Origin of the sequence: Streptococcus sp. 27098_8_186 (assembly GCF_041432055.1) — a bacterium.
Lineage (GTDB): Bacteria > Bacillota > Bacilli > Lactobacillales > Streptococcaceae > Streptococcus > Streptococcus dentalis.
The window spans coordinates 201,387-215,775 of the sequence record NZ_JAPVYV010000002.1; the positions used below are offsets into that span (position 1 = coordinate 201,387).

Genomic DNA, 14,389 nt, shown 5'->3' on the forward strand with positions numbered 1-14,389 from the left:
GTCCCTGCTTGAGGGTTAAATATTACTATATAGGAATTATAGGATGAAAAAAGCGAAACAAATTTTTGAAAAAATGACCAAATATTCGATTCGAAAATTATCTGTCGGGGTTGGTCCTGTGGCCATTGGTGCCTTTTTATTAGGAGGAAGCCTGTTAGGAGCTCGTCCTGTCAAAGCTGATCAAGTGACCCTACCTGCTCATGTGCATTTAGGTTATGTGACAGAAGAAGAGCTAACTGCTGAAGAAAAAGCACAGGTGATTCATGCAATCCCTGAAGAATATCAAAATGAAGATACTTTCTATCTCGTCTATAAGAAGAAGGAAACAACTCAGCCAGTTCTTCCTCAAACAGGAAGTCAGGAAGTTGCCCTCTTTGGCCTAAGTCTAGCTACAGCTTCCTTTGCGGTCCTCTTGCTCTCTAAAAAGCGCCGGAAGAAGATCATCGGCGTCCTTTTGATTGGAGTTATGGGACAAAGTCTTCTACTACCTGTTGAAGTCGCAGCGCTACAAAATCAAGTTTTGCGCGCTTATAATCAGGATCTTGCGATCTCATCAAGCAAAGATCTTTCAAATGGCGTGATTCAAATTGACGGCTATGACTATGTGGGCTACTTGCGCTACCCGTCAGTCCAAAAGACGAGCTTACAAGAACCAAAGGCTATGCAGGAAACGAAATCTTCTGTAGAAGGGACGATCAAAACAAGTACAGGGATTCCACAAGTAGAACCACAAGCGCGTGTGACTCCAGAAGTTGCCCCAGCCTTTCCTCAAGTTGAAAAACCAAGTCTTGAAGTCTCTACTGAGCCTGTGCCATTTGAAACTGTCACCCAAGCTGATCCTACATTAGCCAAAGGGCAAACCAAGGTGCTGACTGCTGGTCAAAATGGGGAGCGGACCATATTGACGGAAGTGAGTGTGGTAGATGGACAAGAAGTTCGCAGAGTAGTTGAAAGCAAGGTCACTAAAGAACCAGTTTCACAAATTCTTGCTGTCGGGACAAAAGAAGATGCCCAACCAACCCCTCAACCCAGCCCTTCTCCAGTTGTAACGGCCAAAGGGACACAAGAAGAAGGCCATGTCGGCGAAGCTCCTGTTCAACCAGAGAATCCAGTCTATACAGGCGTAGTGGAAGCTAAGGGAACACAAGAAGAAGGCCATGTCGGCGAAGCTCCTGTTCAACCGGAGAATCCAGTCTATACAGGCGTAGTGGAAGCTAAGGGAACACAAGAAGAAGGCCATGTCGGCGAAGCTCCTGTTCAACCGGAGAATCCAGTCTATACAGGTGTGGTAGAAGCCAAAGGGACGCAGGAAGAAGGCCATGTCGGCGAAGCTCCTATTCAACCGGAGAACCCAACCTATCAAGTAACGGAAGGGACTGTAACAGAGACAGAAACGGTAATCCTTCCATATGGAACAGAGTATGCAACGGACGCCAATCGTTACACCGATGAAGAAAGCCTCCTTCAAAAAGGAGAGGCTGGTAGCCAGGAGATTCGTCGTGTTTATAAGACGGTTAATGGTGAGAAGATTGGAGAGCCTCTCAGTACGACCACTGAAACGGTCAAAGCTCCTGTGACAGAAAAAATTAGTCGTGGGACCAAGGCTATTGAAGGCCAAAAAGAGGAAGTTGCTTTTGAAGAAATTCCATTTAAGACGGTAACCGAACAAGATGCCACCTTGCTAAAAGGAACTGAAAGGGTTTCTCAAGTCGGTAAGAATGGGAAGAAGAAAATCACCAAGGTTTACAAGACCATCAAGGGAGTTAAAACGGCGGATGCCCCAACGGTTACGGAGGGAGTAGTTGAACAAGCTCAAGATCGGATCATTCAAAAAGGGACCAAAGAACTTGACAAGCCAACCTTGACTTTGACCCAGGTCGATAAGGAAGAATTGAAGCGCAGTGCTAAAGCTACTTATCGTTTGGACAAACCAGATGGTGTAACCATCAAGTCCATCCAAGCTGTATTGAAGAAGGGTGATCAAGTTGTGAAAACTTTCGCCCTTTCAGAGACGGACTTAGCAGCTGCCCTATCGGACTTAGACTACTACAAGGATTATACGCTCGCAACGACTATGGTCTATGACCGTGGAAATGGGGATGAAGAAGAAGTTCTCAAGGAAGAACCTCTGAGAATTGATCTTAAAAAAGTTGAAATCAAAAACATCAAGGAAAACAGTCTGATTAGCGTGGATGACCAAGGTCTTGAAACAGATAGCAGCCTCTTGTCTGAAACACCATTAGATGTGAAGCCTTACTACTTAAAGGTCACCACCCATGATAATAAGGTCACAAAACTGGCCGTTGATAAAATAGAAGAAGTGACGGTAGATGGCACGACCCTCTACAAAGTAACAGCCAAAGCTCCTGATCTTATCCAACGGACTGCGGACAGCCAGTTTAGTGAGGACTATATCCACTATATTGCAAAACCCAAAGCACATGAAGGTGATGTCTACTACAATTTCAACGAACTTATAAAAGCCATGCAAGCCAATCCGACTGGTACCTTTAAACTGGGTAGCAATATGAATGCGGCCAATGTCCAGCCAGCAGGAAAATCCTATGTGACCAATGCCTTCAAGGGGATTTTAGAAAGTACGGATGGAAATAAATTTGCCATTCATAATATTACCAGACCATTGTTTGGAAACATCGAAGGTGGTTCGGTTAAGAATCTCTTGCTTGAAAATGTTGCGATTGACTTACCTGGAGTTGATCGAGTTGCACCAATCGCAGGTGTCATCAAAAACAATGCAACTGTCGAGAATGTTAAAGTAACAGGAAGTGTTGTCGGGAACAATGACGTAGCAGGGATCATCAATAAAATTGATGGCAGTGGGAAGATCAGCAATGTTGCCTTTATCGGTAAATTGCACGCTGCTGGTAACAAAGGTGGCTATCTAGCGGGTGTTGTTGGCGAGAACTGGAAAGGTGTTGTTGAAAAAGCTTACGTTGATGCTGAAATCACTGGGAACAAAGCAAAAGCTGCAGGTTTAGTTTATTCCTCTCAAAATGGAGCAAATAACCATACAGTAGGTAAAGAAGGAGTCCTTAGAAATTCAGTTGCTAAAGGCTCGATTGAACTCAAAGAAGCGGTGCAATCTGGTGGATTACTAGGGACCAACTGGGCCTTGGGGACTATTGAAGACAATATCACCATGATGAAAGTCAAAACAGGTGAGATGGTCTTCGGACACTCGGATATTGATGCGGATGATTACTTCACTTACTCAAGAACCAAGCGCAATTACAGTGTGGAAGGTGTGAGTGAAGGGAAAAAATCCTTTAACAACTCCCGTAAAATCCCAAGCATCTCTCTGGCAGAAGCTGAGCAGAAAATCGAAGCAATGGGAATCACTGCTGATAAATTTACCAGCAGCAAACCGATTGAAGATACGCTCAATCACCTTGTTAACAAAGACGATCAATACAAGGCCATCACTGGTTACGATGCGACTCATGAGCTAGCTTACCGCAATATTGCTAAATTGCAACCATTCTACAACAAAGAATGGATTGTCGACCAAGGGAATAAATTGGCTGCAACGAGTCCTCTCTTGACCAAGGAAGTCTTGTCTGTGACCGCTATGAAGGGCAATGATTTTGTCACTGAACTAGCTAATGCTGATCACATTCTGATCCATTATGCCGATAAGACAAAAGATATCTTTAGCATGACGCCGAAAGACTCTAAAGTTAAACAAATCAAAGAGTACAGTGTAGCGGAGCTCGGTGAAGTGGTCTATACGCCGAATATGGTGGACAAGGACCGGAGCGATCTCATTCATGCGATCGTTGAAAAATTAAGCCCTGTAGAATTACAATCAGATCCTATCTACACACACTTAGGTCGAACAGGTCCTAACAAAGTCAATGCCATTAAGAACCTTTATCTCGAGGAGAGCTTCCAAGAAGTCAAGGACAATCTGACTCACTTTGTCAAACAACTGGTTGAAAACCAAGATCATCAATTAAATACAGATGAAGCTGCCAAACGTGCGCTCATCAAGAAAATTGAGGACAATAAGGCTGCTGTTCTTTTGGGGCTTTCTTACCTCAATCGCTATTACGGAGTGAAGTTCGATGATGTCAATCTTAAGCAGCTCATGTTGTTCAAGCCAGACTTCTATGGGAAGAATGTCGATGTTTTAGACCGCTTGATTGAAATTGGCTTAAAAGAAGACTACATCAAAGGGACTCGTACCCACGATGCTTTCCGGGAAGTCGTTGCTAAATCGACTCTTTCTGGGAACCTAAATGACTTCCTGAAGTACAATATGGAGCTCTTCACAAAAGAGACAGACTTGAATGATTGGTTCATCAAAGCAACTAAAGACAATGTCTATATTGTGGAGCCTGAGACGACCAATCCAGCGTTCGCAACTGCTAAGCATAGAGCCTATGAGGGCTTAAACAATGATGTTCACGGTAAAATGATCTTGCCACTCTTGAACTTAAAAGATGCTCATATGTTCTTGATTTCAACTTACAACACCATGGCCTATAGTTCCTTCGAGAAATATGGTAAGAACACGGAAGCAGAGCGGAATGCCTTCAAAGCTGAAATTGATAAGGTGGCGAAAGGACAACAGAATTACCTAGATTTCTGGTCACGTCTAGCAACGGATAAGGTTCGCAATCAACTCTTGAAGAGCAACAATATGGTGCCGACCCCTGTCCTTGATAACCAAAACTACAAGGGCATTAGTACAGACCGCTATGGCCATACCAACAATGGCAAAGATGTCGCTCCAATCCGTGAATTGTATGGTCCAACCGATCGTTACCATGCGACAGATTGGCGGATGGGAGCAGTGGCGCGAATTTACGGAAATCCATATAAAGATGATTCTGTCTTCTTCATGGTGACGGATATGATCAGTGACTTTGGGGTCTCTGCCTTCACGCACGAAACAACGCACGTCAATGACCGTATGGTTTACTTAGGTGGTTGGAGACACCGCGAAGGAACCGATATCGAAGCCTTTGCCCAAGGCATGCTCCAAACACCATCCGTATCCAATCCAAATGGGGAATACAAGGCCCTTGGTCTCAACATGGCCTATGAACGTCCTAATGATGGAAACCAATGGTACAATACCAATCCAAATGATCTCACTTCACGCGAGGACATTGATCGCTACATGAAGGGCTATAATGACACCCTCATGCTTCTGGATTACCTAGAAGGAGAAGCTGTCCTTAATAAAGGCAGTCAAGCATTAAACAATGCTTGGTTCAAGAAGGTTGACAAGCAATACCGAGGGGCTAACACCAAGAATCAATTTGATAAGGTGCGTCCTTTGAGTGATGAGGAAAAAGCGATTGCTTTACATACAGTCGATGACCTCATCACTAACAACTTCATGACCAATCGTGGTCCTGGAAATGGGGTCTATAATCCATCTGACTTTGGCTCAGCCTATGTGACTGTACCGATGATGACAGGGATCTATGGTGGGAACACCAGTGAAGGGGCTCCTGGAGCCATGTCCTTCAAACACAATACCTTCAGACTCTGGGGATACTATGGCTACGAAAAAGGCTTCTTAGGGTATGCTTCAAACAAGTATAAACAAGAATCCAAACAAGCAGGTCATGCGACTCTAGGAGATGATTACATCATTCAAAAGATTTCTGATGGAACATTCAGTACCCTTGAAGACTGGAAGAAAGCATACTTCAATGAAGTGGTGACCAGTGCCAAAAATGGAATGCAGGCTATTGAAGTTGATGGCACTACTTACAGCACTTATGATGACTTGAAACAAGCTTTCGCTACTGCAGTTGAAAAAGATCAGGCCAGCTTGAAGAATGGCTCTGTCAAATTTGACAATACTGTTGCTTTGAAAGAAAAACTCTTTAAGAAACTACTTCAACAAACAGATAGTTTTAAAACTTCTATCTTTAAATAATCAATTGACTCTCATCTGCTGATCAGGTGGGAGTTTTTTTGAAGAAAGAAATGAGTAGAGGTGGACAAAGTGTCTAAAAATTTAAATGAAAAAATAGTAGATAGGAAAAATTATCATATTAAAAAAATAACGTAATTTAACAAAAACGCTTTCTTTTCTAGGAAATATTTGACTATTATATCTTTTAGGAGTAAACTAAGGTAGTAAAATTTATAAAAGGAGAATTCATCATGAATTTAACATTTTTAGGTCTTTGTTTAGCCTGTTTTGGTGTGTCACTTGCGGAAGGTTTGATGATGAGCAACCTGTTCAAATCTGCATCTCGTCAACCAGAAATTATCGGTCAATTACGTAGTCTTTTGATCCTTGGTGTTGCCTTTGTCGAAGGTACTTTCTTCGTAACCTTGGTTATGGCCTTTATTATCAAATAGACGCTTCTATTTTAGAAAAGGAGGTGTCAAACCTTGGAAGAAAGTATCAATCCAACGATTACTCTTGGACCTGTATCTTTTAATTTGACCCTACTTGCTATGACCCTGATTTCTGTTTTCGCCGTTTTTGGCTTCATTTATTGGGCCAGTCGAAAAATGTCGATCCGACCAAAAGGCAAACAAAATGTGCTGGAATATGCATATGATTTTGTCGTAGGCTTCACAAAAGGAAATATTGGTGAACATTACATGAAGGATTACTCCTTGTTCTTGTTTGTTCTTTTCCTCTTTCTTTTAGTTGCCAATAACATTGGATTGATGGCAAAACTAGAAACAACCAACGGTTACAATTTATGGACTTCACCGACCGCTAACCTCGGTTATGACTTTGCCTTCTCATTTTTGATCACCCTGATCGCCCATGTTGAAGGGATTCGTCGTCGTGGTGTGAAGGAATATTTGAAGGCCTTTGTAACACCAGGGTTTATGACACCCATGAATATTTTGGAAGAATTCACGAATTTTGCCTCCTTGGCTCTTCGGATCTTCGGGAATATCTTTGCCGGTGAAGTATTAGCAAGCTTGCTCGTGAGTCTATCACATCAAGCTTTCTATTGGTATCCAGTTGCCTTTATTGGAAGCATGGCATGGACTGCATTTTCAATTTTCATTTCATGTATCCAAGCCTATGTATTTACCATGTTGTCATCTCTCTACATTGGTAAGAAAATTAATGGCGAAGAGTAAGTAGAGGAGGAGTAAAAGAATGCATGTATCAATGAGTGAAATTATTGGTAACTTTATTCTCATTGCTGGTTCCTTCCTATTATTAATCTTTTTAGTAAAGAAATTTGCTTGGAACAATATCAATGATATTTTAGAGGCGCGTGCCAAAAAGATTACAGATGATATTGATGGAGCAGAATCAGCTCGTCAAAAAGCTGAGGAACTAGCAAGTAAACGTGAAGAAGAGTTGGCAGGTAGTCGCAAAGAAGCTGCGTCTATCGTCGAAAATGCAAAGGAAACTGCAGAAAAGAATAAATCTCAGATCCTTTCAGAAGCCACTCAAGAAGCAGTACGTTTGAAAGAAAAAGCGCAACAAGAAATTGCGCATAACAAAGAAGAAGCATTGAACAGTATCAAAGGCGATGTGGCAGATCTCACTGTCAATCTTGCCAGCAAATTGTTGAGCCAACAGCTGGATGCTGAAGGTCAACGCCGACTGATCGATCGCTATCTTGATGAATTAGGAGAAGCCTAATGGACAAAAAGCAACTGATGGTGATTGAGAAATATACCCAGCCTTTTGTTCAATTGGTCTTTGAAAAAGGAGAACAAGACCTAGTCTTTGAAAAATTGACCCAAATCAAGGGGATTTTTGAAGAGACTGGACTTGCTAACTTCTTAGCTCATATCGGTGTAGAGGATGAAGAGAAAGAAAAAAGTCTAAGACTTTTTCAACCCTCTGATTCACAATTACTCGACCATTTGATTGAAGTGGTTATTCTCAATCATCGTGAAGCCTTATTTTATGACATTGTAACGATTTGTTTGGATCAGATTCAACTGTTGAGCAACGCTTTTGTCGTCACTGTTACGACGGTTGCTGGTTTGGATCCTGTTCAAGAGCAAAAGCTAATCCCCATTATCGAAAGAAAATTTGGGATTCAAGTTCGCTCGATCCAACAAAAGATCGATCCGGATTTAATTGGTGGCTTTGTCGTGACAGCCAATCATAAAACGTTGGATACCAGTCTCAAACACCAATTGCAAGTTATAAAATCTAAATTGAAATAGAAAGTGGTGTGAATTTTGGCGATTAACGCACAAGAAATCAGCGCTTTAATTAAGCAACAAATTGAAAATTTCAAGCCAAACTTTGACGTCACTGAGACAGGTGTTGTAACCTACATTGGTGACGGGATTGCCCGTGCTCATGGTCTTGAAAATGCCATGAGTGGTGAGTTGTTGATCTTTGAAAATGGCTCATACGGGATGGCCCAAAACTTAGAAACAACGGATGTCGGGATCATCATCTTGGGTGATTTCACGGATATTCGTGAAGGAGACTCTGTCCGTCGTACAGGTAAAATCATGGAAGTCCCTGCAGGGGATGCCTTGATTGGTCGGGTTGTCAACCCACTTGGCCAACCAGTGGATGGTTTGGGTGAGATTGTGACAGATAAATTCCGTCCAGTTGAAACACCAGCTCCTGGTGTTATGCAACGGAAATCTGTCTCAGAACCCCTACAAACTGGTTTGAAAGCCATTGATGCCCTCGTTCCAATCGGACGTGGTCAACGGGAATTGATTATCGGGGACCGTCAAACAGGGAAAACTTCGATTGCTATCGATACCATCTTGAATCAAAAGGGTCAAGACATGATCTGTATCTATGTGGCGATTGGTCAAAAAGAATCAACAGTTCGTACGCAAGTGGAAACTCTTCGTAAATACGGAGCCATGGATTATACGATTGTGGTAACCGCTTCGGCTTCTCAACCGTCTCCATTGCTCTACTTGGCACCTTATGCCGGGGTTGCTATGGCAGAAGAGTTCATGTATAACGGTAAACACGTTTTGATCGTCTATGATGATTTGTCAAAACAAGCCGTAGCTTACCGTGAATTGTCCCTTCTTCTTCGCCGTCCACCAGGACGTGAAGCCTTCCCAGGGGATGTCTTCTATCTCCACAGCCGTTTGTTGGAACGTTCAGCTAAAGTTTCAGATGAATTGGGTGGTGGCTCTATTACAGCTCTTCCAATCATTGAAACCCAAGCAGGAGATATTTCTGCTTATATCGCAACCAACGTGATTTCGATCACAGATGGACAAATCTTCTTGCAAGATAGTTTGTTCAATGCTGGTATTCGTCCAGCCATTGATGCAGGTTCTTCTGTATCCCGTGTAGGGGGAGCTGCCCAAATCAAAGCTATGAAGAAAGTTGCGGGTACTCTTCGTATCGACCTCGCTTCCTACCGTGAATTGGAAGCCTTCACGAAATTTGGTAGTGACTTGGATGCTGCGACTCAAGCGAAATTGAACCGTGGTCGCCGAACAGTTGAAGTATTGAAACAACCTGTTCATGAACCTTTGACAGTTGAAAAACAAGTCGTGATCTTGTATGCTTTGACACATGGTTTCTTAGATAGTGTTCCAGTAGACGACATTCTTCGTTTCCAAGAAGAGTTGTTTGATTACTTTGAAGCACATTATGATCAAATCTTTGAGACGATTCGTTCGACACATGATCTTCCAGCAGAAGAAGAACTGGATGCAGCCCTTACAGAATTTGTCAACCAGTCAAATTTCAAATAGAAATAGGAGTGGAAGATGGCAGTTTCATTAAATGATATAAAAAATAAAATTGCATCCACTAAAAATACTAGTCAAATTACCAATGCCATGCAGATGGTGTCTGCTGCTAAACTCGGGAAATCTGAGCAAGCAGCCAAGGATTTTCAGGTTTATGCCGCTAAGGTACGTAAGTTACTAACAGACTTGCTCCATGGACATGAAACAGAAAATGCCAAGTCCCATCCCATGTTGGTGAGTCGGCCGGTAAAAAAGACAGCTTATATCGTCATTACATCTGATCGTGGTTTGGTCGGAGGCTACAATGCCTCCATCCTTAAAACCATGATGGAAATGAAGGCAGAATACCATCCAACTGGAGATGACTTTGAAGTGATCTGTATTGGAAGTGTGGGTGCGGATTTCTTCCGTGCCCGTGGGATTCAGCCGGTTTATGAATTGCGTGGTTTGCCAGATCAGCCTAGCTTTAAGGAAGTTCGTAAGATCATTTCGAAAACAGTCCAAATGTATCAGGAAGGCTTGTTTGATGAGTTGTACGTCTGTTACAACCATCACGTCAACAGTTTGACTAGCCAAATGCGGGTGGAACAGATGCTTCCAATTATTGATTTGGACCCCAATGAAGCAGATGAGGATTATGTATTGAATCTAGAATTGGAATCTAGTCGAGATGCCATTTTGGATCAATTGCTCCCTCAATTTGCTGAAAGCATGATCTATGGTGCCATTATTGATGCTAAAACAGCTGAAAATGCTGCTGGGATGATGGCCATGCAAACTGCAACAGACAATGCCAAGAAAGTCATTGATGAATTAACGATTCAATACAACCGTGCTCGTCAAGCAGCGATTACACAAGAAATTACCGAAATCGTTGCAGGTGCTAGCGCCCTTGAATAGTTGTCGGATACAATTTTAAATACAAAAACAGATGCTCGAAAGAGAACTTTTGAGCAGTAGAAATTACTTAGAATAGGAGAATGACATGAGTTTAGGCAAAATTTCTCAGGTCGTAGGTCCCGTCGTAGACGTTGCCTTTTCCGTTGGAGATAAACTTCCTGAGATCAATAATGCGCTTGTAGTCTATAAAAATGACCAACAAAAATCAAAAGTCGTTCTTGAAGTAGCTTTGGAACTTGGTGATGGGGTCGTACGGACCATCGCCATGGAATCAACTGATGGTTTAACACGTGGAATGGAAGTCTTGGACACAGGTCGTCCAATCTCTGTTCCAGTCGGAAAAGAAACCTTGGGACGTGTCTTCAATGTTCTTGGAGATACCATTGACTTGGATCAACCTTTTCCTGAGGATGCTCCTCGTGACTCCATCCACAAAAAAGCTCCATCCTTTGACGAGCTCTCTACTTCAGAAGAAATTCTTGAAACAGGGATCAAGGTTATTGACCTCTTAGCCCCTTATTTGAAAGGTGGGAAGGTCGGACTCTTCGGTGGTGCCGGAGTTGGGAAGACCGTCTTGATTCAAGAATTAATCCATAATATTGCCCAAGAACATGGTGGTATTTCTGTATTTACCGGTGTTGGGGAACGGACACGTGAAGGGAATGACCTTTACTGGGAAATGAAAGAATCTGGCGTTATTGAAAAAACAGCCATGGTCTTTGGACAAATGAATGAGCCACCTGGAGCACGGATGCGTGTTGCCTTGACTGGTTTGACCATTGCGGAATACTTCCGTGATGTCGAAGGTCAGGACGTTCTCTTGTTTATCGACAATATCTTCCGTTTCACCCAAGCCGGATCTGAAGTATCAGCCCTTTTGGGACGGATGCCATCAGCCGTTGGTTACCAACCTACTTTGGCCACTGAAATGGGTCAATTGCAAGAACGGATTACGTCAACGAAGAAAGGTTCTGTTACATCCATCCAAGCCATCTATGTGCCAGCCGATGACTACACAGACCCAGCGCCAGCAACCGCTTTTGCTCACTTGGATTCAACCACCAACTTGGAACGTAAATTGGTACAATTGGGGATCTACCCTGCGGTGGACCCATTGGCATCAAGCTCACGTGCCCTTTCTCCAGAAATCGTAGGAGAAGAACACTATGCAGTAGCTTCTGAAGTCAAACGCGTCCTTCAACGTTACCATGAATTGCAAGATATCATTGCTATCTTGGGGATGGATGAATTGTCTGACGAAGAAAAGACCTTGGTGGCTCGTGCTCGTCGGATCCAATTTTTCTTATCACAAAACTTCAACGTTGCGGAACAATTTACAGGTCAACCTGGGTCTTATGTACCAGTTGGGGAAACTGTTCGTGGCTTTAAAGAAATTTTGGATGGGAAATATGACCATCTTCCTGAAGATGCCTTCCGTGGTGTTGGGTCAATCGAAGATGTGATTGCCAAAGCTGAAAAAATGGGATTCTAAGAAGAGGTGAAGGATGAGTCAAATGAACGTCCAAATCGTTACACCGGATGGACTGGTTTATGATCATCATGCCGCATTTGTATCTGTCAAGACAATTGATGGTGAATTAGGGATTTTACCTCATCATATCAATACCATTGCGGTTTTGGCTGTAGACCAAGTAAAGGTTCGTCGTGTCGACGATGACAAACATATTGATTGGATTGCAGTTAATGGGGGAATTATCGAAGTAGCTGATAATGTCATTACCATTGTTGCCGATTCTGCCGAACGTGCTCGAGATATCGACATTAGTCGTGCAGAACGTGCTAAACTGCGAGCTGAAAAAGCGATAGAAGAAGCCAAGGATCAGAATTCGGTTGATATGGAACGTCGTGCTAAAATTGCTCTTCAACGCGCCATTAACCGGATTAATGTCGGAAATCGTTTATAACATATTCAAATAAGGTGGAGGTTTTGACCTCACCTTATTTTTATTGAGTGAGAATCAAAAGAAGAAAGTAAGGACCAAATATGGTATAATAGCTGTATGATTCAAATGATTTTTAACCTTTCAAGCCATCTATTGTTTATCTTTTTTGCCTATTACCTTTTATTGAACTTGGTTCGATGGGAAAAGTTTTTAAAAATAAGTGCTGAAAATGCTGTTAAAATCCGTTTTTTGATCCTGATGATCAGTGTTGGAATCGGGTTTCTAGCTAGCTCATTTTTTATCAGTGTCTATGAGATGAGTCGGCAGCTATTTATTGGAAATTTCTAACCACATTTTATAAAAAATATGGTATGATAGAAGGCGTGACTTTAAGAAATTGGAGATCGATCTTGTATGGAAAAAATAATCATTAATGGTGGTCATAATCGACTGGTTGGAACTGTTAAAATCGAAGGTGCAAAAAATGCTGTTCTTCCTCTTCTTGCTGCAACAGTCCTAGCAAGCGAGGGCGTGACAATCTTGAAAAACGTACCTGTATTATCAGATGTTTTCACAATGAACAATGTTGTACGTGGTTTGAATGCACAAGTGACTTTTAATGAGGAAGAAAATACAATTGTTATTGATGCACAAGATGAATTATCAGAGGAGGCTCCTTATAAATATGTGAGCAAGATGCGGGCCTCTATCGTTGTCTTGGGTCCTGTCTTGGCACGCAATGGGCATGCCAAAGTTTCCATGCCTGGAGGCTGTACGATCGGTAGTCGTCCAATTGACCTCCATCTCAAAGGTCTGGAAGCCATGGGGGCTGAAATTACACAAACAGCCGGTTATATTGAAGCGAAAGCAGATCGCCTCAAGGGAGCACATATCTATATGGATTTCCCATCAGTAGGGGCGACGCAAAATATTATGATGGCCGCAACCTTGGCAGATGGAGTCACTGTGATTGAAAATGCTGCGCGGGAACCTGAAATTGTTGACCTAGCACTCTTGCTTAATAAAATGGGAGCTAATGTCAAGGGGGCAGGAACTGAGACCTTAACTATCGTCGGTGTGGAGAGCTTGCATGGGGCAGACCACAATGTTGTGCAAGACCGTATCGAAGCTGGAACCTTTATGATTGGAGCAGCTATGACTGGTGGAGATGTCTTGGTTGAAGATGCCATTTGGGAACACAACCGTCCCCTGCTTTCTAAGATGCAGGAGATGGGTGTGACGGTAACCGAAGAAGAAAATGGAATTCGGATTCAATCGGATATCAGTAAACTTCGTCCAGTGACCGTTAAAACTCTTCCCTATCCAGGATTTCCAACCGATATGCAGGCTCAATTTACAGCCTTGATGGCCATGGCTAAAGGTGAGTCTACCATGATTGAAACGGTTTTTGAGAATCGCTTCCAGCATTTGGAAGAAATGCGTCGGATGGGCGTTCACTCAGATATTATGCGGGATACAGCTCGTATCGTTGGAGGAGAAAACTTCCAAGGTGCAGAGGTCATGTCGACCGATTTACGTGCGAGTGCAACCCTGGTCTTGATGGGCTTGGTAGCAGAAGGAGAGACGAAAGTCAGCAAATTAAGTCACTTAGACCGTGGTTATTATCAATTCCATGAGAAATTGGTGGCGCTAGGTGCAGATGTGAAACGTGTAGAGGAAGCAGACGATGAAAACTAATCTTCGCTATGTAGGTAAACAGCTAGGAATTGTCCTTCTTTTGGCTGTGATCGGAATCATTATTTTTGCAATTGGTTTGGTCATTGGCTATGGAGTGATTGGAGATGGAAAGAATCCATTGTCCATTCTCTCTCCTGACACTTGGTCAGATATTATTGGAAAACTAACAGGCAAATAAGCTTTTAACTAAAATTGAGTAAAAAGGAGAGCAGCGAATCGAGTCA

Annotated in this window: 12 protein-coding genes; all 12 read left to right on the forward strand. The window is 42.7% G+C overall.

Annotation, left to right across the window (positions count from 1 at the left end; translation table 11 throughout):
• Nucleotides 1-43 precede the first annotated feature (43 nt).
• The 12 genes from O3602_RS03730 to O3602_RS03785 all read left to right on the forward strand — a co-directional run bounded on the left by O3602_RS03730 (nucleotide 44) and on the right by O3602_RS03785 (nucleotide 14,343).
• Nucleotides 44-5,917 (forward strand): ZmpA/ZmpB/ZmpC family metallo-endopeptidase, encoded by a 5,874-nt coding sequence (locus tag O3602_RS03730; protein WP_371611169.1) that lies wholly within the window; start codon nucleotides 44-46, stop codon nucleotides 5,915-5,917.
• A 230-nt stretch (nucleotides 5,918-6,147) separates the two neighbouring features.
• On the forward strand, nucleotides 6,148-6,348 hold the full coding sequence (locus O3602_RS03735; RefSeq protein WP_003011669.1) for a F0F1 ATP synthase subunit C: 201 nt from the start codon (nucleotides 6,148-6,150) through the stop codon (nucleotides 6,346-6,348).
• A gap of 33 nt (nucleotides 6,349-6,381) precedes the next feature.
• Nucleotides 6,382-7,095: a F0F1 ATP synthase subunit A gene (gene atpB, locus O3602_RS03740; RefSeq protein WP_003011581.1), complete on the forward strand. Its 714-nt coding sequence runs from the start codon at nucleotides 6,382-6,384 to the stop codon at nucleotides 7,093-7,095.
• Nucleotides 7,096-7,114: 19 nt separating this feature from the next.
• Nucleotides 7,115-7,609, forward strand: coding sequence for a F0F1 ATP synthase subunit B (atpF, locus tag O3602_RS03745; protein ID WP_003011817.1), 495 nt, complete (start codon nucleotides 7,115-7,117; stop codon nucleotides 7,607-7,609).
• Entirely contained in the window at nucleotides 7,609-8,145 is a 537-nt protein-coding gene (locus tag O3602_RS03750; RefSeq protein WP_003012143.1) for a F0F1 ATP synthase subunit delta, read from the forward strand. Before atpF ends, O3602_RS03750 begins: the two co-directional genes overlap by 1 nt.
• A 15-nt stretch (nucleotides 8,146-8,160) precedes the next feature.
• On the forward strand, nucleotides 8,161-9,666 hold the full coding sequence (gene atpA / locus O3602_RS03755) for a F0F1 ATP synthase subunit alpha (protein ID WP_003011619.1): 1,506 nt from the start codon (nucleotides 8,161-8,163) through the stop codon (nucleotides 9,664-9,666).
• Between the two features lie 15 nt (nucleotides 9,667-9,681).
• Nucleotides 9,682-10,563, forward strand: a complete 882-nt coding sequence (locus tag O3602_RS03760; protein WP_003011829.1) for a F0F1 ATP synthase subunit gamma — start codon at nucleotides 9,682-9,684, stop codon at nucleotides 10,561-10,563.
• Nucleotides 10,564-10,648: 85 nt separating this feature from the next.
• Nucleotides 10,649-12,055 carry a F0F1 ATP synthase subunit beta gene (gene atpD, locus O3602_RS03765; protein ID WP_003011794.1) on the forward strand — a complete coding sequence of 469 codons (1,407 nt, stop codon included), beginning with the start codon at nucleotides 10,649-10,651 and terminating at the stop codon, nucleotides 12,053-12,055.
• 13 nt (nucleotides 12,056-12,068) lie between these two features.
• Nucleotides 12,069-12,488, forward strand: a complete 420-nt coding sequence (locus tag O3602_RS03770; protein WP_003012328.1) for a F0F1 ATP synthase subunit epsilon — start codon at nucleotides 12,069-12,071, stop codon at nucleotides 12,486-12,488.
• Between the two features lie 96 nt (nucleotides 12,489-12,584).
• Nucleotides 12,585-12,815, forward strand: a complete 231-nt coding sequence (locus O3602_RS03775; protein ID WP_003011760.1) for a DUF1146 family protein — start codon at nucleotides 12,585-12,587, stop codon at nucleotides 12,813-12,815.
• 66 nt (nucleotides 12,816-12,881) lie between these two features.
• Entirely contained in the window at nucleotides 12,882-14,165 is a 1,284-nt protein-coding gene (gene murA, locus O3602_RS03780) for a UDP-N-acetylglucosamine 1-carboxyvinyltransferase (protein ID WP_003011961.1), read from the forward strand.
• Nucleotides 14,155-14,343: a DNA-directed RNA polymerase subunit beta gene (locus tag O3602_RS03785; protein WP_003011983.1), complete on the forward strand. Its 189-nt coding sequence runs from the start codon at nucleotides 14,155-14,157 to the stop codon at nucleotides 14,341-14,343. Before murA ends, O3602_RS03785 begins: the two co-directional genes overlap by 11 nt.
• Nucleotides 14,344-14,389: the final 46 nt, after the last annotated feature.

Excerpts from the sequence above, each read along its gene's own strand:
- atpF (WP_003011817.1), top strand. The coding sequence starts at position 7,115 with ATGCATGTATCAATGAGTGAAATTATTGGTAACTTTATTCTCATTGCT.
- O3602_RS03760 (WP_003011829.1), top strand. The coding sequence starts at position 9,682 with ATGGCAGTTTCATTAAATGATATAAAAAATAAAATTGCATCCACTAAA.
- O3602_RS03735 (WP_003011669.1), top strand. The coding sequence starts at position 6,148 with ATGAATTTAACATTTTTAGGTCTTTGTTTAGCCTGTTTTGGTGTGTCA.
- atpD (WP_003011794.1), top strand. The coding sequence starts at position 10,649 with ATGAGTTTAGGCAAAATTTCTCAGGTCGTAGGTCCCGTCGTAGACGTT.
- O3602_RS03785 (WP_003011983.1), top strand. The coding sequence starts at position 14,155 with ATGAAAACTAATCTTCGCTATGTAGGTAAACAGCTAGGAATTGTCCTT.
- murA (WP_003011961.1), top strand. The coding sequence starts at position 12,882 with ATGGAAAAAATAATCATTAATGGTGGTCATAATCGACTGGTTGGAACT.
- O3602_RS03770 (WP_003012328.1), top strand. The coding sequence starts at position 12,069 with ATGAGTCAAATGAACGTCCAAATCGTTACACCGGATGGACTGGTTTAT.
- O3602_RS03750 (WP_003012143.1), top strand. The coding sequence starts at position 7,609 with ATGGACAAAAAGCAACTGATGGTGATTGAGAAATATACCCAGCCTTTT.
- O3602_RS03775 (WP_003011760.1), top strand. The coding sequence starts at position 12,585 with ATGATTCAAATGATTTTTAACCTTTCAAGCCATCTATTGTTTATCTTT.
- O3602_RS03730 (WP_371611169.1), top strand. The coding sequence starts at position 44 with ATGAAAAAAGCGAAACAAATTTTTGAAAAAATGACCAAATATTCGATT.